General features: G+C 71.3%; 17 protein-coding genes. 9 read left to right on the forward strand and 8 right to left on the reverse strand.

The features are described from left to right. The first annotated feature begins 42 nt into the window (after positions 1–42). Positions 43–1323, forward strand: coding sequence for an ATP-binding protein (locus tag ACOKM3_RS24875; protein WP_426903250.1), 1281 nt, complete (start codon positions 43–45; stop codon positions 1321–1323). Between the two features lie 3 nt (positions 1324–1326). Here the strand turns inward: ACOKM3_RS24875 and ACOKM3_RS24880 are convergent, their stop codons facing one another. Beyond that, positions 1327–1851, reverse strand: coding sequence for a GtrA family protein (locus ACOKM3_RS24880; RefSeq protein ID WP_426903251.1), 525 nt, complete (start codon positions 1849–1851; stop codon positions 1327–1329). A gap of 152 nt (positions 1852–2003) precedes the next feature. Here ACOKM3_RS24880 and ACOKM3_RS24885 point away from each other — a divergent pair, with 152 nt between their 5' ends. The 4 genes from ACOKM3_RS24885 to ACOKM3_RS24900 all read left to right on the forward strand — a co-directional run bounded on the left by ACOKM3_RS24885 (position 2004) and on the right by ACOKM3_RS24900 (position 7682). Then, positions 2004–3206: a 5-(carboxyamino)imidazole ribonucleotide synthase gene (locus ACOKM3_RS24885; RefSeq protein ID WP_426903252.1), complete on the forward strand. Its 1203-nt coding sequence runs from the start codon at positions 2004–2006 to the stop codon at positions 3204–3206. Then, complete coding sequence (purE, locus tag ACOKM3_RS24890; RefSeq protein WP_426903253.1) at positions 3203–3739, forward strand: 5-(carboxyamino)imidazole ribonucleotide mutase; 537 nt, start codon at positions 3203–3205, stop codon at positions 3737–3739. Before ACOKM3_RS24885 ends, purE begins: the two co-directional genes overlap by 4 nt. Before the next feature lie 5 nt (positions 3740–3744). Then, the gene (locus tag ACOKM3_RS24895; protein WP_426903254.1) at positions 3745–4941 is read left to right on the forward strand and encodes a dipeptidase; all 1197 of its coding nucleotides are present in this window, start codon (positions 3745–3747) and stop codon (positions 4939–4941) included. A gap of 1514 nt (positions 4942–6455) precedes the next feature. Further along, on the forward strand, positions 6456–7682 hold the full coding sequence (locus tag ACOKM3_RS24900) for a dipeptidase (RefSeq protein ID WP_426903255.1): 1227 nt from the start codon (positions 6456–6458) through the stop codon (positions 7680–7682). A gap of 34 nt (positions 7683–7716) precedes the next feature. On the opposite strand, the gene ACOKM3_RS24905 is transcribed toward ACOKM3_RS24900, so the two are convergent. Both ACOKM3_RS24905 and ACOKM3_RS24910 read right to left on the reverse strand, forming a co-directional pair. Next, positions 7717–8103 carry a VOC family protein gene (locus ACOKM3_RS24905; RefSeq protein WP_426903256.1) on the reverse strand — a complete coding sequence of 129 codons (387 nt, stop codon included), beginning with the start codon at positions 8101–8103 and terminating at the stop codon, positions 7717–7719. A 39-nt stretch (positions 8104–8142) separates the two neighbouring features. Beyond that, complete coding sequence (locus ACOKM3_RS24910) at positions 8143–8505, reverse strand: VOC family protein (protein ID WP_426903257.1); 363 nt, start codon at positions 8503–8505, stop codon at positions 8143–8145. An 87-nt stretch (positions 8506–8592) separates the two neighbouring features. Between ACOKM3_RS24910 and ACOKM3_RS24915 the strand changes: the two genes are divergently transcribed. Beyond that, entirely contained in the window at positions 8593–9096 is a 504-nt protein-coding gene (locus ACOKM3_RS24915; RefSeq protein ID WP_426903258.1) for a CGNR zinc finger domain-containing protein, read from the forward strand. Positions 9097–9172: 76 nt separating this feature from the next. On the opposite strand, the gene ACOKM3_RS24920 is transcribed toward ACOKM3_RS24915, so the two are convergent. Next, positions 9173–10555: a UDP-glucose dehydrogenase family protein gene (locus ACOKM3_RS24920; protein ID WP_426903259.1), complete on the reverse strand. Its 1383-nt coding sequence runs from the start codon at positions 10553–10555 to the stop codon at positions 9173–9175. A 203-nt stretch (positions 10556–10758) separates the two neighbouring features. Between ACOKM3_RS24920 and ACOKM3_RS24925 the strand changes: the two genes are divergently transcribed. Then, complete coding sequence (locus tag ACOKM3_RS24925) at positions 10759–11916, forward strand: acyl-CoA dehydrogenase (RefSeq protein WP_426903260.1); 1158 nt, start codon at positions 10759–10761, stop codon at positions 11914–11916. A 37-nt stretch (positions 11917–11953) separates the two neighbouring features. Here ACOKM3_RS24925 and ACOKM3_RS24930 read toward each other — a convergent pair whose 3' ends face one another. From ACOKM3_RS24930 to ACOKM3_RS24940, 3 genes are read right to left on the reverse strand one after another with little or no spacing between them, the layout of a single operon-like run. Next, positions 11954–12697, reverse strand: coding sequence for an SAM-dependent methyltransferase (locus ACOKM3_RS24930; RefSeq protein ID WP_426903261.1), 744 nt, complete (start codon positions 12695–12697; stop codon positions 11954–11956). 12 nt (positions 12698–12709) lie between these two features. Further along, a complete protein-coding gene (locus ACOKM3_RS24935; protein WP_426903262.1) occupies positions 12710–13453 on the reverse strand; it encodes an SDR family NAD(P)-dependent oxidoreductase in 744 nt (247 codons plus the stop codon). 15 nt (positions 13454–13468) lie between these two features. Then, entirely contained in the window at positions 13469–14743 is a 1275-nt protein-coding gene (locus ACOKM3_RS24940) for an LCP family protein (RefSeq protein ID WP_426903263.1), read from the reverse strand. Positions 14744–14851: 108 nt separating this feature from the next. Here ACOKM3_RS24940 and ACOKM3_RS24945 point away from each other — a divergent pair, with 108 nt between their 5' ends. After that, positions 14852–15397 (forward strand): acyl-CoA thioesterase, encoded by a 546-nt coding sequence (locus tag ACOKM3_RS24945; RefSeq protein WP_426903264.1) that lies wholly within the window; start codon positions 14852–14854, stop codon positions 15395–15397. A 58-nt stretch (positions 15398–15455) separates the two neighbouring features. On the opposite strand, the gene ACOKM3_RS24950 is transcribed toward ACOKM3_RS24945, so the two are convergent. Next, positions 15456–16928, reverse strand: a complete 1473-nt coding sequence (locus tag ACOKM3_RS24950) for an LCP family protein (RefSeq protein ID WP_461855555.1) — start codon at positions 16926–16928, stop codon at positions 15456–15458. Between the two features lie 175 nt (positions 16929–17103). Between ACOKM3_RS24950 and ACOKM3_RS24955 the strand changes: the two genes are divergently transcribed. Further along, positions 17104–18162: a glycosyltransferase family 2 protein gene (locus ACOKM3_RS24955; RefSeq protein WP_426903266.1), complete on the forward strand. Its 1059-nt coding sequence runs from the start codon at positions 17104–17106 to the stop codon at positions 18160–18162. The last annotated feature ends 38 nt before the right edge of the window (positions 18163–18200 follow it).

Below are 18200 nucleotides of genomic sequence, written 5' to 3' on the forward strand. Positions count from 1 at the left end.
CCGTAACGCCGGTGCCGCGCACCAATCCGGGACACTGAGACCATGCGTCGCCGACTGATCAACTCCACCCTCGCCGTCGTCCTGGTCGTGATCGCCGTCTTCGGCGTCTCCCTGGTCATCGTGGAGACCCGGACCATCACCAACAGCGCCCAGGAACGCGTGGAGTCCGAGGCCGTCCGCCTCGCCTCCATCGTGGACAGCAGAATCCTCGGCGAGGAACAGATCACCGGCAGCATCCTCAAGGACCAGGTCGCGGGGGAGCGCTACGCCGAGATCGACATGCCCGGCCGCCAGCCGCTCACCATCGGCACGCAGCCCGTCGGCGACGTCATCTCCTACACGGCGACGGGCGAGCAGGGCGAGAAGGTCACCGTCGAGGAGGCCCGCTCGGCCGTCACCACGGAGGTCGGCCGCACGCTCCTGATCATCGCCGGCGTCGCCCTCCTCGCGATCGTCGCCGCCGTGCTGCTCGCCGTACGCCAGGCCAACCGCCTCGCGTCCCCGCTCACCGACCTCGCCTCCACGGCGGAGCGCCTCGGGTCCGGCGACCCGCGCCCCCGCCACAAGCGCTACGGCGTCCCGGAACTCGACCGTGTCGCCGACGTCCTCGACGGTTCGGCCGAACGCATCGCCCGCATGCTGACCGCCGAGCGGCGCCTCGCCGCCGATGCCTCGCACCAGCTGCGTACGCCGCTCACGGCGCTCTCCATGCGCCTGGAGGAGATCACCATGACCGAGGACCTCGACGAGGTGAAGGAGGAGGCGACGATCGCGCTCGCGCAGGTCGAGCGGCTCACCGACGTCGTCGAGCGGCTGCTCACCAACTCCCGCGACCCGCGCACCGGATCCGCCGTCCCCTTCGACCTGGACGAGGTGATCAAGCAGCAGCTGGAGGAGTGGCGGCCCGCCTACCGCAGCGCCGGGCGCGCGATCGTCTCCTCCGGCAAGCGCCACCTCACGGCGGTCGGCACCCCCGGCGCGGTGGCCCAGGTGCTCGCCGCGCTGATCGAGAACTCGCTGATGCACGGTGGCGGCACGGTCGCCCTGCGCACCCGCGTCACCGGCAGCCAGGCCATCGTCGAGGTCACGGACGAGGGCCCCGGGGTCCCGCCGGAGCTGGGCTCGCGGATCTTCGAGCGGACCATCAGCGGCCGGAATTCGACGGGCATCGGCCTCGCCGTCGCCCGCGACCTGGCGGAGGCCGACGGCGGCCGCCTCGAAATGCTCCAGACCACCCCGCCGGTCTTCGGCCTGTTCCTCTCCCGTACGCCACTGAAGAAGGCGTCGGGCGAGGCCGAGGACGAGAACCAGATGATCAGGTAGCGGTCACTTCACGCGCTGCACCGGCTTCGCGGTCGACTCGCCGAGGAACGATTCCGCGCTGGCCACGGCCTCCCGCGCGGGCAGCGTCTTGAACACCCACGTCCGGTACGACCAGAACCGGAACAGGGTCGCGAGGCCCATGCCGAGGAACTTGAAGATGTTGCTCTGCAGCGAGCTGTTCCAGCCGAACCCGTACGTCGCCGCGTACAGGACCCCGTTCTCGATGATCAGGCCCGCCGCGCTGAACAGCAGGAACAGCGTGAGTTCCTTGGTCCGCCCGCTCTTGTCGCGGTCGCGGTACGTGAAGTAGCGGAACCCTACGTAGTTGAAGGCGATGGCGACGACCGTCGCGATCACGCTGGCCCGCACCACCTGGAGGTCGGTGCTGTGCCGCATGAGGTTGAAGACGGCGAAGTTCACGAGGACGCCCAGGGCGCCGACGACTCCGAACTTCGCGACCTCACGGGCCACGCCCGCGAGCCGCTGTCGCAGTGCGCCGATGCGGCCGGTACGTCCGGTGATACCCATGTAGTCGCCCTCAGCCCCCGTCGTCTCCTGATCCGGGCCGGTCGTCCGGTCATGACCGACCCAGCCATGCTAACCGGGGCCCCACCCGGACGTCGGGGGACGGCGACGATGGCCGCACCCCGCCCCTCTCTCGCCCCTCCCTCGTCCTCTCCTTGTCCTTTCCTACAGGACGAGGTGCGTACGGGATCCGGTCAAATGGCCGATACCCTGGACCGGTGACGTTCCCCGTAGTCGGCATGGTCGGCGGTGGACAGCTCGCTCGTATGACACACGAGGCAGGCATCCCGCTCGGCATCAGGTTCAAGCTCCTCAGTGACACTCCGCAGGACTCCGCGGCGCAGGTCGTCGGCGATGTCGTGGTCGGCGACTATCGCGACCTGGACACGCTGCGCGAGTTCGCGCGGGGCTGCGACGTGATCACCTTCGATCACGAGCACGTACCGACAGAGCACCTACGGGCCCTGGAGGCGGACGGCATCCCCGTCCGCCCGGGGCCCGACGCGCTGCTGTACGCCCAGGACAAGGGCGAGATGCGTGCGAAGCTCACGTCGCTCGACGTGCCGTGCCCGCGCCACCGGATCGTGACGGATCCGGCGGACGTGTCCGCTTTCGCGGCGGAGGGGGACGGCTTCCCCGTCATCCTCAAGACGGTGCGCGGCGGGTACGACGGCAAGGGCGTGTGGTTCGTACGCTCCGAGGCCGACGCCGCCGACCCGTTCAAGGCGGGCGTGCCGGTCCTCGCCGAGGAGAAGGTCGACTTCGTACGCGAGCTGGCGGCCAACGTCGTCCGCTCCCCGCACGGCCAGGCGGTCGCCTACCCGGTCGTCGAGTCCCAGCAGGTCGACGGCGTCTGCGACACGGTGATCGCCCCGGCGCCCGAGCTCGACGAGTCCCTCGCGGGTGAGGCCCAGGAGCTGGCGCTGCGCATCGCGCAGGAGCTCGGCGTGGTCGGCCACCTCGCGGTCGAACTCTTCGAGACCCGCGACGGCCGCATCCTGGTCAACGAGCTCGCGATGCGCCCGCACAATTCCGGGCACTGGACGATGGACGGGGCGGTGACGTCCCAGTTCGCGAACCACGTGCGCGCCGTCCTCGACCTGCCGCTCGGCGACCCGCGCCCGCGCGCGACATGGACGGTCATGTGCAACGTCCTGGGCGGCGACTACCCGGACATGTACAGCGCGTATCTGCACTGCATGGCCCGCGACCCGCAGCTCAAGATCCACATGTACGGCAAGGACGTGAAGCCCGGCCGTAAGGTCGGCCACGTCAACACCTACGGCGACGACCTGGACGACGTGTTGGAGCGCGCCCGTCACGCAGCCGGCTACCTCCGAGGAACGATCACAGAATGAGTTCTGCAGTGAGTCCCGTGGTGGGCATCGTCATGGGCTCGGACTCCGACTGGCCCGTCATGGAGGCCGCGGCGAAGGCCCTCGACGAGTTCGAGATCCCCTACGAGGTCGACGTCGTCTCCGCGCACCGGATGCCGCACGAGATGATCTCGTACGGGGAGCAGGCCGCCGAGCGCGGCCTCAAGGCGATCATCGCGGGCGCGGGCGGCGCGGCCCACCTGCCCGGCATGCTGGCGTCGGTGACGCCGCTGCCGGTGATCGGCGTGCCGGTCCCGCTGAAGTACCTCGACGGCATGGACTCCCTGCTGTCCATCGTGCAGATGCCGGCCGGCGTCCCCGTCGCCACCGTCTCGGTCGGCGGCGCGCGCAACGCGGGCCTGCTCGCGGCCCGCATGCTCGCCGCCCACGACGAGGAACTCCTCGGCCGCATGCGGGACTTCCAGCAGGAGCTGAACGACCAGGCGACCGAGAAGGGCAAGCGGCTGCGGGCCAAGGTCGAGGGCTCGGGCACGGGCTTCGGATTCGGGAAGTGACGCGCATGAGTACCCCTCCGACTCGTATTGAGGAAGCCCGCTCGCTGCTCGCCGAGTTCCCGGTCGTCGACGGGCACAACGACCTGCCGTGGGCGCTGCGCGAGCAGGTCACGTACGACATCGACGCGCGCGACATCGCCACCGACCAGAGCGCCCATCTCCACACGGACCTGGGCCGGTTGAAGGCCGGCGGCGTCGGCGCGCAGTTCTGGTCGGTGTACGTCCGTACGGACCTGTCGGGCGACGCGGCGGTCAGCGCCACGCTCGAACAGATCGACTGCGTCGACCAGTTGATCGCCCGGTACGCGAGTGAGCTGCGCGAGGCGCGGACCGCGGCCGACATGGAAGCGGCGCGGAAGGAGGGCCGCATCGCCTCGCTCAAGGGCGCCGAGGGCGGCCACTCCATCAACAACTCCCTCGCCACGCTACGGGCGTTGTACGCGCTGGGCGTCCGCTACATGACACTCACGCACAACGACAACATCGCGTGGGCGGACTCGGCGACGGACGAGCCGGGCGTCGGGGGCCTCTCCGCCTTCGGCCGCGAGGTGGTCCGCGAGATGAACCGCGAGGGCATGCTGGTCGACCTCTCGCACGTCGCGGCGACGACGATGCGCGCGGCGCTGGACGTGTCCGAGGCGCCCGTGATCTTCTCCCACTCCTCGTCGCGGGCGGTGTGCGACCACCCGCGCAACATCCCGGACGACGTGCTGGAACGCCTGCCGGGGAACGGGGGAGTGGCCATGGCCACCTTCGTCCCCAAGTTCGTGTTGCAGGCGGCCGTCGACTGGACGGCGGCCGCGGACGACAACCTCCGCTCCCACGGCTTCCACCACCTGGACACGTCCCCGGAGGCGATGAAGCTGCACCGCGCCTTCGAGGAGGCACGCCCCCGTCCGATCGCGACGGTCCCCACGGTGGCGGACCACCTGGACCACATGCGCGAGGTCGCCGGCGTCGACCACATCGGCATCGGCGGCGACTACGACGGCACGGCGTTCACACCGGACGGCCTCGACGACGTCTCCGGCTACCCGAACCTCATCGCGGAGCTGGTCGACCGGGGCTGGTCCCGCGCCGACCTCTCCAAACTGACGTGGCGCAACGCGGTCCGAGTCCTCGCCGACGCGGAATCGGTCGCCTCCGACCTCCGCACCCGCAGGGGCCCGTCGAACGCGACGCTGGGTCAACTGGACGGGTAGCGCGGGGCGCGGACCGGGTGGGGTGGTTCGGGTGCCCTGCCCCCCTCCCGGGCCGGGTGGGGTGTGGTTGCGGTGTCCCGGACCGGGGGCCGGTGTCCCGGGGCGTCGGGGTGGTTGCGGTGCCCCCCCGGATCGCTCGGCTTGCCTCGCCCACCTCCCACCACCCGCCCCCTCCGGGGGCTCCGGTCGGGCGCTCCCAGCTGCCTGCGCCGGGGTCGTGCCTTGGGGCTACGCCGCCCTGCCGGCTCATGCCGTCCGCCCACGAGCGCGCATGCTCCACGACCGCCCGCCGCTCCGGCCCACTGCGAAACCCGCAACCACCACCGCTCGGCGCGGTCCGCCGTCAGGCATGGCTCCCTGAGACGGCCTTGCCTCGGGCGGGTGGTCGGCTGGTGTGGTCCGTCACGCGGGGTTGGCTCTGCGGCCCGTGCCTCGGGCGAGTGGCCGGCTGGTGTGATCCGCCTCCCGGGTTGGTTCCGCGGCCCGTACCTTGAGTGAGTGGCTGGTCGGCGTGGTTCGCCTCCCGGGTCGGCCCCCCCGGCTCCTGCCTTGGGCGAATCGGCCGCAGGCATGGTTCCGTCACCTGAGGCAGCCCCGCCGCCCCTGCCTCGGACGAGCAGGCAGCGGCCCATCCATGGCGCCGGCTGCCGCCGGCGTCGGGTTGTCCGCCGCCGGAGGTGACTTCCCCACCCACCTGCCCCGCCTTGGGCAACTGCCTTTCCCGAGCCGTCCGCCTGGCTCCGCGCGGGTGAGACCCCATCCGACGCCAGGGTGGGCACGTTCGCCCCCCGGTGCCCCGCACCACGCCTCCGGCGCCGCCCCGGCAACGCCCGGAACCCCGCTGCCGCGCGGCTGTTGCGGCAGGCGCTGCGAAGCGTCTGGGACCGGGCCCCGTTGGGCCACCGCCCCCGGAGGGGGCGGTGGGTGGGAGATAGGCGGGATCCGGCACTGCCGGTGCGGTGGAGGTGCAGCGGATCGTGCGGACGGCGTGGGGTGTCGCCCCGGCAAGGCTCGGGGGCCGGTGCCGCGTGCGAGGGCGCGGGGTGGGGCCCCGGTGCCGCGCAGCGAACACGGCAGGCGCCAACTCCGGGTGCGGCGGTTGCGGCACGCGCGGCGACCGGTGCGGCGCCCCGGACCCTGGGGCCGACGCCCCCGGAGGGGGCGGGTGGGTGGGGGATAGGCGGGTGCCGACCCGGTCGGCGAGGGGCGGCGCAGCGCATCGTGGGGATGGCGTGGGATGCCGCCCCCGGCAAAGCTCGGGCCCCGTTGCCGCACACGAGTACGCAGGTCGGCACCCCGTTGCCGCGCACAAGTGCGCCGGGCAGGCCCCGGTGCCGCCCCCCGTCGCCGCGCACAGGTACGCCGGCCGGGACCCCGGCGCCGCACACCAGAGCCCCCGGCCCCGCCCAACCACCCCCTCGCCCCACCCGAACGGCACCGCTCGCCGAGACCCCGCCCCCACCCCGTGCAACGGTGGTCCGAACGACTGTCCCACCGACGTCCGGAGCCCTGCCATGGCAGACCTACAGGACGAACTCACCGCCCCCGCCGAGGCAGGCGATCTGGAAGCCGCGAGGCCCGCCACCGCCGACCTCGCAAGACCCACGCCCACAGGCCACGTCCCGGCCGACACGGGCAACACACCAGCGGCCCCCACACCCGCGGCCCCCGCAGGCCACGCCCCGGCCGACGCGGGCAACGCACCCGCGGGTGACGCACCCGCGACCCCCACACCCGCGGGCAACGCACCCCCGGCCCCCACCCCCACCCCACCCCACGACCTCCTCACCCGCCACCCCGTCGCCGACGGCTACTGCGGGCTCCCGCAGGTTCTGCGCACCCTCCCCTGGTACGACCTGGAGCTGGGCGAGACCGCCGTGGAGGTCGATCTCCCGAGGCTGCGCGCAGGCGGCACCGGCGCTCAGCTGTGGGCACCCCACGTAGCCCCGGACGCCCCCGTCGCCACGACGCTGGAACAGATCGACCTGATCACCAACGTCGTCGCCGGCCACCCGGAGGACCTCCGCCTCTCCCGCTCCGTCTCGGACACCGCCGACGCCCGCGCCCACGGCCGTATCGCCGTTCTCATCGGCCCGGCCCCGGCCACGGCGGCGGCGGACTCGCTCGGCACGCTGCGCTCCCTGCACGCCCTCGGCCTGCGCGCCCTCACGCTGAGCGGCACCTCATGGGCGTCGGACGCCGGCCTGACCCGGTTCGGCGAAGAGGTCGTACGGGAGATGAACCGGCTCGGCATGCTCATCGACCTCACCGGCGCCTCCGTCGCGACCGCCGCCCGCGTCCTCGACGTCTCCAAGGCCCCGGTCGCCCTGACCCGCTCCGGCGCCCACGCCCTGAACCACCACCCCGACAACGCCCCGGACGACCTCCTCGCCGCACTCGGCGAGAACGGGGGACTGTGCCTGGTGCCGTGCTCCGCGGACCGCACGGGCCCCGCCCTGCGCGACGTGGCCGACCACATCGACCATGTGCGCCGCCTCGCGGGCCCCGAGGCGGTGGGCCTGTCAGGGACGTACGACACCGGGGAGGCCCGCCCCGAGGACCTCACCGACGTCGCCGGTTATCCGGCCCTGATCGCGGAACTCCAGGACCGCGGCTGGACCGACGCCGACCTCGCCCTGCTCACCTGGGGCAACGCCCAACGGGTGCTGCGCAGCACGGAGTTCGTCTCCCGTGCCGCGCAACACCGCCGCGGCCCGTCGACCGCCACCCACGAACCGTAGGGACCGGGCCGGCCATCCCTGCTTGATCCGGCCGCTAATCCGCCTCCGGCCGGATCAAGCAGAACGGATGCCCCGCCGGATCCGCGTACACCCGGAAGTCACGCGCGCCGCCCTCGTCGTCCAGGTCGAGCGGGACCGCGCCGAGGGCGAGGATCTGCTCCTGCGCGGCCTCGATGTCCTCCACGTCCAGGTCGAGGTGGAGCTGCTGCGAGTCGTGGTCGGCGGCGGGCCACTGCGGGGGCTTGTGGTCAGGAACCCGTTGGAAGGACAGTTGCTGTCCGCCGGGCACGTGGAGGTTGTACCAGTACCCCTTGCCCTCGTAGTTCTCGATCTCGCCGCCGAGCACGGCCGCGTAGAACTCGGCGAGTGCGAGGGGGTCGGGGCAGTCGTAGGCGATGGTGCCGATCTTCGCGAATGCCATGGGAGGTCCCTCCGTCTCGCCGGCTGCGTCCCACGCGCCTCAGCAGGCGCAGAGGCAGAACGGGTGCCCCGCGGGGTCCGCGTAAACCCGCCAGCTGCGATCACGGTCCTCCGCGTCGAGCGCCGTGGCGCCCAGCGCGAGGACCTCCTTCTCGGCCGCGTCCAGGTCCGCCGCCGTCAGATCGAGGTGGAACTGCTGTGACGCGTCCGCCGCGGGCCAGGAGGGCGCCACGTAACCGGGTGCCTCCTGGAACGCGAGGCGGTGGCCGCCCGGCGCCTCCACATCGACCCAGCCTTCCTCGTCGCCGGTGATGCTGCCGCCGAGCAGGGCGGCGTAGAACTCCGCCAGCTCACGCGGCCGCGGACAGTCCAGGACGACGACTCCGAGTTGTGCGATGGGCATGATGCCTCCTCGTGTTACCCCTATACGGGGTTAACCGGTAACTTCGGCGTTACTGGATACTCCCGCATAGCAGGTAACGTCGCAACCATGAATGCGCGCCCGACCGCACCCGGCGGCCTCGCCCTGATCGAGGCCCTGGTGAACACGCTGCTCGACATCACGACGGGCGAGGACGCACTGGACCTGGCCGAGCAGCGCGAGCGCTTCGGCATCACGGCGGGCGGGCTCGACGAGGCGCGCGAACTGCGCGAGTCGCTGCGCGCGGCCTGCCTGGCCCACGCGGGCCATCCGCCGCACCGCACCGTGACCCCGCTGGGCGAGCTGCTCGCGCGGGCGCCGCTGCGGGTGGCGGTCGACGAGCGGGACGGCGCGGCGAGCCTGGTCCCGGTGCGCGGCGACTCCCTGGCCGGACGCGTCGCGGCGGCCATCGCCGAGGCGCGCGGCGACGGCACCTGGGCACGGCTCAAGGCCTGCGAGGCGGCCGACTGCCACTGGGCGTATTACGACCGGAGCCCCGCCGGCCGCGGTCGCTGGTGCGACATGGCGGTCTGCGGGGCCCGGGCGAAGATGCGGCGCTACCGCGCCAAGTAGTACTTCCGAACAGGTACGGGGCTACCGCGCCAGGTAGAGCTTCCGAACAAGCACGGTCCTACACGGACGGACGGTCCTACGCCGACGGACGCCCCATCGCCCGGTACGTCCACCCGGCCGCCCGCCACAACGAACTGTCCAGCGCGTTGCGCCCGTCCAGGATCACCGGGCTCGTGGCGACCTTGGCAAGCTCCGCCGGGTCGAGCTCGCGGAACTCGCGCCACTCGGTGAGGTGCAGCACGATGTCCGCGCCGCGCACCGCTTCAAGCGCCGAGTCGGCGTAGCCGAGCGTCGGGAAGACGCGGCGCGCGTTGTCCATGCCCTTCGGGTCGTAGACCGTGACCTGGCCGCCCTGGAGGTGGATCTGCCCGGCGACGTTCAGCGCGGGGGAGTCGCGTACGTCGTCGGAGTCGGGCTTGAACGTGGCGCCGAGGACGGCGACCCGCTTGCCCAGGAACGCCCCGCCTCCCGCCCGTCGCCCGCCACCATCCCTACCCGAGAGCGCTCCGCGCTCGCCCCCTGAATCCAAAGCCTCGCGCGCCATCTCGACCATCGCGCCGCGCCGCCGCATGTTGATGGAGTCGATCTCGCGGAGGAACGTCAGGGCCTGGTCGGCGCCCAGCTCGCCGGCGCGCGCCATGAACGCGCGGATGTCCTTGGGCAGGCAGCCGCCGCCGAAGCCGATCCCGGCCCGCAGGAACTTGTGCCCGATCCGCTCGTCGTAGCCGATCGCCTCGGCGAGCTTCGCGACGTCGCCGCCGCCCGCCTCGCAGACCTCGGCCATCGCGTTGATGAAGGAGATCTTGGTGGCGAGGAAGGAGTTCGCCGACGTCTTCACCAGCTCGGCGGTCGGGTAGTCCGTCACGATGAACGGGGTGCCCTCGGCGAGCGGCTTCGCGTACACCTCGCGCAGCAGGTTCTCGGCCCTGTCGCTGTTCACGCCGACCACGATCCGGTCCGGGTGCAGCGTGTCGTTCACGGCGAAGCCCTCGCGCAGGAACTCCGGGTTCCACGCCAACTCCGCGTGCTCCGGCAGCAGTTCGGTGAGGCGGTCCGCCGAGCCGACCGGCACGGTCGACTTGCCGACGACGAGCGCGCCCTCCTTCAGATGCGGGGCGAGCGAGGAGAAGGCCGCGTCGACGTAGCTCATGTCACAGCCGTACTCGCCGTGCTTCTGCGGCGTGTTCACGCACACGAAGTGCACATCGCCGAACTCGCCGGCCTCGGCGAAGTCCATCGTGAAGCGCAGCCGCCCGCTCGAACCCTCGAACCCCGAGACGTGCCGGCGCAGGAGATCCTCCAGGCCGGGCTCGTACATCGGGACCTCGCCCCGCGTGAGCATGTCGATCTTCTCGGGCACGACGTCCAGGCCGAGCACCTCGAAGCCGAGTTCGGCCATGGCTGCGGCGTGTGTCGCGCCGAGGTAGCCGGTGCCGATCACGGTGATCTTGAGGGCCATATCGGGGGCTCCAGAGGTGTGGGTGCTTCAGGGCGCTGCCGAGCATAGCCGTGGCATGTGGAGGCGCCTCACCGGGCAACTTTCCCTTTGTCGCGTAGCTCACGTATCCGTGGTGTGCGCCGAGACCTAAAATTCGGGTTACTTAACGGTAATTAGCATCGACATCTGCACCAGCAGAAGCGTGGCTTGGAGCGTGAGAGACCTTGGCCGGATCGGCTGACTTCGACCTGTACCGCCCGTCCGAGGAGCACGACATGCTCCGCGACACGATCCGCGCGCTGGCCGAGGCGAAGATCGCCCCGTTCGCCGCCGCGGTGGACGAGGAGGCGCGCTTCCCGCGCGAGGCGCTCGACGCGCTCACCGCGTCTGACCTGCACGCGGTGCACGTACCCGAGGAGTACGGCGGCGCGGGCGCCGACGCGCTCGCCACGGTCATCGTGATCGAGGAGGTGGCGCGCGTCTGCTGCTCGTCCTCCCTGATCCCCGCCGTGAACAAGCTCGGCTCCCTGCCCGTGATCCTCTCCGGCTCCGAGGAGCTGAAGAAGAAGTACCTGGGCCCGCTGGCCAAGGGCGACGGCATGTTCTCGTACTGCCTGAGCGAGCCGGACGCGGGTTCGGACGCGGCGGGCATGAAGACCCGCGCGGTGCGCGACGGCGACTTCTGGGTCCTCAACGGCGTGAAGCGCTGGATCACCAACGCCGGTGAGTCCGAGTACTACACGGTGATGGCCGTCACCGACCCGGAGAAGCGCTCGAAGGGCATCTCCGCCTTCGTCGTGGAGAAGAGCGACGAGGGCGTCTCCTTCGGCGCCCCGGAGAAGAAGCTCGGCATCAAGGGCTCGCCGACCCGCGAGGTCTACCTCGACAACGTGCGGATCCCCGCCGACCGCATGATCGGCGCCGAGGGCACCGGCTTCGCCACGGCGATGAAGACCCTCGACCACACCCGCATCACGATCGCCGCCCAGGCCCTCGGCGTGGCCCAGGGCGCCCTCGACTACGCCAAGGGCTACGTCCAGGAGCGCAAGCAGTTCGGCAAGCCGATCGGCGACTTCCAGGGCATCCAGTTCATGCTCGCGGACATGGCCATGAAGATCGAGGCCGCCCGCCAGCTGACCTACGCGGCCGCCGCCAAGTCGGAACGCGGCGACAAGGACCTCACCTTCCAGGGCGCCGCCGCCAAGTGCTTCGCCTCGGACGTCGCCATGGAGGTCACCACGGACGCCGTCCAGCTCCTCGGCGGCTACGGCTACACCCGCGACTACCCGGTCGAGCGCATGATGCGCGACGCCAAGATCACCCAGATCTACGAGGGTACGAACCAGGTCCAGCGCATCGTCATGGCGCGCAACCTGCCGTAGCGCCGCTCACGCCGAGGCCCCTGATCACCCGCACGGATCAGGGGCCTTCGTGCGTCCGCCGCAGCACCAGGCACGCGAAGCCGAAGCAGTGGCGGTAGCCGCGGAGCCATTCCGTGCGGCGTTCGTCGACCAGGGCCAGGAGGTCGGCGCCGGCCTGGTGGGACGGGTGGTCGAGGGACCAGTTCGCTACGGAGCCGAGCCAGGACCATTCGTACGCGTCCAGTTCGTGCCGGGTGCTGAGGTGTGCCGCGACCGGGGTCCAGCCGGCCCCGGCGACCCGGTCGAGGGTGGTCGCCAGGTCGGCGAAGTCGCCGAGCATCTCGACCGCCTCGGCGGAGGGCGTGGCCTCCCAGTAGCCGTCGCCGATCACGACCCGGCCGCCCGGAGCCAGGTGCGCGCGGGCCGCGTCGAGCGTGGGCAGCAGGCCGCCGAAGGCGTGCGCGGCGCCGACGCTGAGCACGGCGTCGAACGGCTTCTCCGGCACGAAGTCCTCGGCCGCCTTGTGGTGCAGCGCGAGCCGGTCGGACACACCTGCTGCTTCCGCCCGTTCGCGGGCCTCGGTGAGGGAGCTCTCGGCGAGGTCGACGCCCTCGGCCCGGACGTCCGGATGCGTCGCGAGGGCGCGCAGCAGCCATTCGGCGGGGCCGCAGCCGAGGTCGAGAACGCGCTCGTCGCCGCGGGGCAGGGCGTGGCGCAGCAGTTCGCTCACGGAGTCGTCGCCGAGCGGGGCCTTGATCGGGTGGTCGGCGTGGGCGATGCGGGAGATCTCTTCGCGATCCATCGGCGCAGCGTGTCAGGGGCGGGGGCCCTCCGCATCACCTTTTGTGACTTCCGGCAGCGCCGCGAGGTAGCCGCCGTCCACGGGCAGGCAGACCCCGTTGACGTACGAGGAGGAGGGCCCGGCCAGGAAGGCGACGACGTCGGCGATCTCCTCGGGGGAGCAGAGGCGGCCGAGCGGGTAGTCCGCCTCGACGCGGGCGCGCGCGGCGGGCTCGCGCCAGCGGTGGGCATTGCGCTCGACGGGCACGAAGCCGGGCTCGACGACATTGGTGCGCACCCCCAGCGGCCCCCACTCGGTGGCCGCCGCGCGGGCGAGCGCTCCGAGCCCCGCCTTGGCGACCGCGTACGGCGCGCAGCCGGGCGCCGCACCGTGCGCGTGCACCGACCCGACGAGGACCACGGACGCGGGCCCCGCACCCTTGCGCCGCACCAGCTCCGCGGCGGCCTGCCAGGCGGAGACGAGCCCGACGTCGAAGACCCGGTGCCACTGCGGCGGCGTCAACTCGCCGAGTGGCGCCCGCAGTTCGTGCAGCAGGGCGTGTACGAGGACGGAGGGCGGCTCGGGGGCGGCGTCGAAGGCCCGTCCGATGACGGCCTCGTCCGTGGCGTCGCCCGCCAACACCGCGTGTGTGCCCGGAAGTTGACGGGCCGTCGGGTCCTGGTCGACCGCGACGACATGCGTACCGCCGGCGGCGAGCCGGGCCACGATCGCCCGGCCGACCCCACCGGCGGCACCGAGTACGAGAGCGGACGTCATGACGACATCCTGGCCTCAGTCGCTGGAGACCGTGACCTTCTCGTCGTTGTTGAACTGGTCGACCAGCTGCTTGACCTTGGCCTTGTCCCACAGCAGGTTGCCGCCGACCGAACCGCTCGTCGGCATGTTCATCGACTTGCCGTCACCGCTGTTGGTGGACTTCATCGCCATGAACATCTTGCCGAGATCCCACAGGCTCATGTCCTTGTCGACGGTGAGCGAGTCGAGACCCGCGCCCATCGTCGGGTACAGCGTGAACGGGTTCAGGATCGTCGAGGGCGAGGACACCTTGTGCGCGAGCGCCCCGAGGAACTGCTGCTGGTTCTTGGTGCGCTGCAGGTCGGACTGGGCGAAGGCGTGCCGCGTACGGACGAACGCGAGGGCCTGCTGGCCGTCCAGGGTCTGCTTGCCCTTCTGGAAGTCGGCCCCGGACCACTTGTCCTTGAAGCCCTCCTTCAGATTCATCTCGACGCCGCCGACCGCGTCCACGATGCTCGCGAAGCCGCCGAAGCCGATCTCCGCGTAGTGGTCGATGTGCAGACCGGTGTTGGACTCGACGGTGCGCACGAGCAGCGTCGGGCCGTCCTCCGCGTACGTGGCGTTCAGCTTCGTCTGACGGCCCGTGGCGGGGTACGTCTTGCCGGACTCGGCGCCCTTGTACGAGGGGATCTCGACGTTCGAGTCACGCGGCAGCGAGACGAGGGTGTCCCCGTTGGAGCCGACGTGCAGGATCATCATCGTGTCCGTGCGCTTGCCCTCGGCGGAGCCGGTGTGCAGCTTCTTCTTGTCCTCGGCGGACATGCCCTCACGGCTGTCCGTGCCGACGATCAGGTAGTTCGTGCCGTCGCCCGCCTCGGGCCGGTCGATGACCTTCGACAGGTCGACGTCGCGGTGCAGCTTGGAGTCGGCCCAGAAGTACGTGCCGATGCTCGCGACGACCACCACGAAGATCACGGTCAGGACGGTCCACTTGATGCGCTTGCCCCAGTTGCGGGGGCGCACCGGCCGGCCGGTCGGCGGCCCGTAGTCGCCACCGTCGTCGAAGCCGGGACCCCGGCCCCCGCCCCGGCCGCTCGGCTGGCCGTAGACCTGGCCGGTGTTGTACCCGTCGTCGTACGACGGGTTGTACCCGCCGCCGTCGTACGCGGGCTGCTGCTGCGGCGGCACGGGGCGCTGCACGTGCCGCATCACGCGGGCGCCTTCCGGGCGTGCGCTACCGCTGCCACGGCCGTATCCACCGTTGCCGGCGCCGCCCTGCCTGTCGCTCCGCCCGTCGGGCCACTCATTCATAGGGCTCAGTGTGCCGTGCTCGAATACGTGCCTTACAAGCCCTGAAGGGAAATCGCACCAGTGCTGTTGCAGAGCTAACACATTCGGTGCGCGCATAAGGTTGGTGGCATGACAGACCAGGCCCACGGCGCGGAATCGGATATTCCGGGCAAGCCGACTTCCGCTTCCCGCACGACGTTGTCGCACATCATGACGCACAACGACACCAACCTTCTCGGCACGGTGCACGGTGGCGTGATCATGAAACTGGTGGACGACGCGGCGGGCGCCGTGGCCGGCCGGCACTCGGGCGGACCTGCGGTGACGGCGTCCATGGACGAGATGGCGTTCCTGGAGCCCGTGCGCGTGGGCGACCTGGTGCACGTGAAGGCGCAGGTGAACTGGACGGGGCGCACGTCGATGGAGGTGGGCGTGCGAGTGCTCGCCGAGCGCTGGAACGAGTCGACGCCCGCGCAGCAGGTCGGCTCCGCGTACCTGGTCTTCGCCGCGGTCGACGCGGACGGCAAGCCCCGCACGGTCCCCCCGGTGGAACCCGAGACCGACCGCGACCGCCGCCGCTACCAGGAGGCCCAGATCCGCCGCCAACACCGCTTGGCGAAGCGCCGCGCAATCAAGGAACTACGGGCGACCAATTCAAGCCCCGCCGGCGATTGAGGCGCGGGGTCCGGGGCAGAGCCCCGCGACCGCAACCCCGGCCGACCGCAACAAGAGGTCAACCACACACGACCTGGTCCCCGGTGACCGCCCCGTACGCCCCCGGCTCCGCATCCTGTGCTCGCACCGCCCGCACACCCTTGTAATCCGCCCCGGCGACGACCTTCAGCGTCGACCCGAGCCCGTCCACCGGCTCCATCTTCGCCCCCGGCAGGGACGCCGCCAGCGACTTCGCCGACCGGTCCCACCCGGGGTCGTACAACACGGTCGTCCGCTTCGCGGTGCGGTCGTCCGCGTTGACCGGCGCCCCGGTCGTCCGGAACCCGGTCCTCTTCAACGCGGAGTCGACCTTCTTGCCGAGCCCGGAGGACATCGTCCCGTTCTCGACCTGGACGCTGATCTCCTTCGGCGAGATGTCGACCACGGCCGCCTTCTTCGCCTTCGGCAGGTGCGGAGCGAGCGGCTTGTCCTCGCGCAGCGCCTTGAACAGCGCCGCGGACTTCTTGTCGTCCCACTTCACGGTGGAGCCGATGTTCGGCACGGGGTAGCTCATGTTCCCGATCGGCACGGTCGTGAACTCCGAGGACGACGGCGAGAAGTTCCGCATGGCCCGCGCCAGGTCCACCATCTCGTCCGACCCGAAGCCCTTGTCGGCACGGACCGAGTTGAGCAGCGTGGAGGCGACACCGCGGAACCGGACCGGATTGAGCAGCACGCCCGACGACGTCGCCTTCGAGATCAGCGCGGCCATGAACCGCTGCTGGCGCTGCATCCGGCCGAGGTCGCCCGCACTGTCCATGTGCCGGGCCCGCACGTACTGCAACGCCTCCCCGCCGTTCAACCGATGCGTGCCGGCATCCAGGTCGAGCCCGGTGTAGGAGTCCTTGAGCGGGGAGTCCGTGCAGATGTCGACGCCGCCGAGCTCGTCGACCGTCTTCATGAAGCTGGTGAAGTCGACCTCCAGATAGTGGTCGAGCTTCACCTTCGTCATGTGCTCGACCGTGCGCAGCGTCAGCTGCGGCCCGCCCTCCGCGTACGCCGCGTTCAGCTTCACGGGGTGCTGGTGATGCTTCTCGCCGCTGTTGATGTCGGTGTGCGCCGGGATCTCCGCGTAGCTGTCGCGGGGGAGGGAGACGACGGAGGCGCGCTCGTGGTCCGCCGAGATGTGCACGATCATCACGGTGTCCGTGCAGTGGCAGGGCGCGCCGCCGAGCTTGTACTTCCGGCGCTCCTCTTCGCTGATCTTGTCGCGGCCGTCGGTGCCGACGAGCAGCACGTTCATGCCGTCGCCCGCGGCGGGCCGGTTCTTCATGTCCTTGAAGGGGTCGATCCGGTGGATCCCGGCGCCGATGCCGGTGACGAGCGCGTGCCCGACGCCTGCCGCGGCGAGCACCGTCACCGACAGCGCCGTCGCCACCCGCATGGCCCACCTGGACTTCTTCCTGAGCGGCGGGCGACCGGGCCTGCGGGCCTGCCCACGAGGGCGGGAAGGCCGCTGCGGACGGTCGGGGGAGCGGGGCGGCGTGGGCACCGGGGGACACCTCCGCGACAGTGGGCGTGGGACGCGAGCACAGTAGGCCCATACGATCTGCTGCCCACGGCAGCGACTCGGCGGCGCGCGCCCGTGTCCCCCATTAGCGGTAACGTGAGCGCCGATGCTGCACTTTCCGGGGGCAACCCCCGGGCCCCCGGCCGTGAAAGACGAAATGGACACCCAGAACACGAATCCCGACCGGCAGCTCCCGGCCGTCTCCGTGATCATGCCCATCCTCAATGAGGAGCGGCATCTGAAGGAGGCCGTCGAGGCGATCCTGGCGCAGGAGTACGACGGCGAGATGGAGGTCGTCCTCGCGCTCGGCCCCTCCACCGACCGTACGGACGAGGTCGCCGCGCGGCTCGTCGCCGAGACCGCCTCTTCGGACAAACGCGTGTCCACGGTGCCGAACCCGACGGGCCGCACCCCCGCCGCCCTGAACGCCGCGATCAAGGCCTCCCGGCACCCGATCGTCGTCCGCGTCGACGGCCACGCCGCGCTCTCGCCCGGCTACATCGCCACCGCCGTCCGCCTCATGGAGGAGACCGGCGCGATGAACGTCGGCGGCATCATGCACGCCCAGGGCACCAACGCCTGGGAGCAGGCCGTCGCCGCCGCGATGACGTCGAAGATCGGCGTCGGCAACGCCGCGTTCCACACGGGCGGCGAGGCGCAGCAGGCCGAGACGGTCTATCTGGGCGTCTTCCGGCGCGAGGTCCTGGAGAAGCTCGGCGGGTACAACGAGGAGTTCATCCGCGCCCAGGACTGGGAGCTGAACTTCCGGATCCGTGAGTCGGGCGGCCTCATCTGGTTCTCGCCCGATCTGCTGGTCGACTACCGGCCGCGGCCCAGCGTGAAGGAACTCGCCAAGCAGTACCGGAACTACGGCCGTTGGCGGCACGTCGTCGCCCGCTTCCACTCCGGCTCGATCAATCTGCGCTACCTCGCCCCGCCGGCCGCCGTGTGCGCGATCGCGGCGGGCGTCGTGGTCGGCGTCGCGCTCACGCCGTGGGGCTTCGTGATCCCCGGCGGCTACCTCGCGGCGATCGTCGCGGGCTCGATCCCGGCGGGCAAGGGGCTGTCGCTGAAGGCGCGCGCCCAGATCCCCGTCGCGCTCGCCACGATGCACATGACGTGGGGCTGGGGCTTTCTGACCAGCCCGAAGTCGCTCGCGAAGAAGGTCATCGCGTCGCGCCGCCCGGCCGTGCCGCAGGAGCCCGCGGTCAACTGACCGTCAACTTCCTTACGGGGCGCGGGAGTTCGTCTCCC

Origin of the sequence: Streptomyces nidicola (genome assembly GCF_050106155.1) — a bacterium.
Taxonomy (GTDB): Bacteria; Actinomycetota; Actinomycetes; order Streptomycetales; family Streptomycetaceae; genus Streptomyces.